Here is a 2,431-nt window from a genome sequence, read left to right as displayed (position 1 = left end):
CTATCTCGATCCCGCCGATCCGAGCACCGAACTCGAGTCCGGGTGGGAGGCGATCATCGCCGACCCGAACGGCGCCGACTTCCGAGAGTTCAACATCTTGTTCCACGAGATCGGCAACGAAGACTTCATCGTGCGGCGCGCAAACGGGTCGGAGGTGCCGCTGCTCGACCCGTTCACCGATGTGTACCGCCCCGCGTCACGAGCATTGAACTTCCGCTCGGAACCGTTCATGAACCGGTTGGAGTTGGAGAACGACAAGTCGCTCGGATACAGCTCGTACGCGTTCGGCGACCCACCGACACCGACCCCGTACTCGTACCTGGGTGAGGCGACCAAGACGCGCATCTCCCACCCGGGCAGCGAGATGTTCCACGTCTACCATCTCCACGGTGGTGGCAATCGTTGGCGACGCAATCCGAAGGTCGAACCCGACGAGCCGTTCGGTGGGCTGAAGAAGATCCCGACCGAGAATGCCGAGTCCACCCGGATGGACTCGCAGGCGATCGGACCCGGTGAGGCGTTCACCCTCGAACACGAATGCGGCGCCGGTGGATGCCAACAGGCTGCCGGTGACTTCTTGTTCCACTGCCACATCGGCGACCACTACATCTCGGGCATGTGGGCGTTCTGGCGAGTGTTCGACACGGTGCAGGACGACTTCCCCGAGATGCCGCCGGACTGGAACGCGCACTACGAGCCTCCATCGGTCGCGCAGGGCGGGACATCGCTCGACCTGCTCGGCACCCAGGTCGACGGGAAGACGATCGTCGCCGCAGCCGACCTCGACGACGCGAGCACCGAAGTGGCGCTCGAGGACCATGTCGCCGGGATCCTTCCCGCGCAGGGCGTGCGAATCGATCGCGACGACGCGACGGTGTGGGACTGGCAGATCGACTACGTCGACGACGATCCGTCCCAACCGCTCGTCCTCGGTGAGCCGGACGACACCCGGGCGTGGCCGAACTACGCGTCGGAGACCCCGGGGGAGCGTCCCCCGATCAGGTTCAACCTCGACAACGCGCGCCTCGCGTGGCCCCAGTTCCGACCTCACCTCGGGACCAGACCGCCATTTTCTCCGAACGGTCACGGCGGTGCGCCGTGGCTCGGCGAGGACGGTGACGCGACGCACAAGGACGCGGTGTGCCCGTCGACCGACGTCGTTCCCGGGCGCCGAGTGCTGAACTATCCGATCACCGCGCTCGACATTCCGATCGAGATCGCCGAGGGTGTCGTCAATCCCGATGGGAAGATCTATGCCCTGAATGAGGACGTCGACGACGTCGTCGCCGGGACAGCGCCGGTCGAGCCGCTGGTGTTGCGCTCCAACGTCGGTGACTGTTCGCGCATCATCCTGACGAGCGACCAGGACGACGTCAACCACGACGGCAACGCGAAGGTCAACATGCACACCCACATGGTGCAGTTCGATCCGCAGGCATCCGACGGCGTGGTGAGCGGGTACGCCTACGAGCAGGGGGTGCGTCCGTACGCGGACGAGAACCGGACGCTCACCGCTCCCGCCGTCCCCGGTGCGACCACGATCGAGGTCACCGGAGTCAACCGACTGCGCGCGGGAATCGACATCGGGATCGGCCTGGGCGAAGGGATGTGCGACTCGACCAGCGGCACGCCGGTCGCCGAACCGGACAACGCGGATCGGCCGTGCACCGAGGTGCGGCGGATCGAGAGCATCGCCGGCACCACGATCACCTTCGACGAACCGTTGCAGAATGTCCACGCGGTCGGTGAGACCGCGGGGGTCGAGTTCGCCCAGTACATCTGGTACTCCGACGTCGACGCGGGCACCGTGTTCTGGCACGACCACGTCTCGTTCGCGAACTGGCGAGACGGGCTGTTCGGTGCTCACGTCATCGAACCGAAGGGCTCGACGTGGCACGACCCGATGACCGGAGACGAGATCCGCTCGGGGCCGATCGCGGACATCCACGCGCCACCGGGAACATCCCAGGGGGTCGGCCAGGACGGGAGTTTCCGTGAGGTGCTCGCCATGATGTCCGACCGGCTGGACCTCGACGGACTACCGGATACCCCCGACATCGCGCTGATGAACATGCGCACGGCGCCGCTCGTCCTGCGCGACCCCGTGTTCCCGTTCTCCTCGGTGACCAACGGTGACCCCGACACGGCGATCCTGCGTGCGTATGTCGGCGACCCGGTCGTGATCCGCGGTCTGGGTGTGATGGATCGCGAGGGAACTCTGCGGGTGTCCGGCCACCGCTTCCGCCAGGAGCGCTATCTCGAGGGGAGCGCGCTCGTCGACACGGTGAACATCGGGATCTCCGAGCGTGAGGACCTCGTGCTCGAAGGAGGAGCGGGAGGGACCGCCGGACTCCCCGGTGACTTCCTCTTCTACAACTCGGTCGCTCGCGACCTGGAAGGCGGAGCATGGGGAATCCTGCGGGTACACGAC

At 66.1% G+C, this 2,431-nt stretch carries 1 pseudogene; it reads left to right on the top strand.

Annotated elements, in window-relative coordinates:
* Nucleotides 1-2,431: pseudogene (locus tag WBV89_RS15785) on the top strand (hypothetical protein); the annotation flags it as partial.

It is taken from the genome of Ilumatobacter sp. (assembly GCF_049588435.1).
In the GTDB taxonomy this organism is placed as follows: domain Bacteria; phylum Actinomycetota; class Acidimicrobiia; order Acidimicrobiales; family Ilumatobacteraceae; genus Ilumatobacter_A.
Note: the sequence above shows the minus strand (reverse complement) of the source record. Positions and strands in the feature narration are given on the sequence as shown.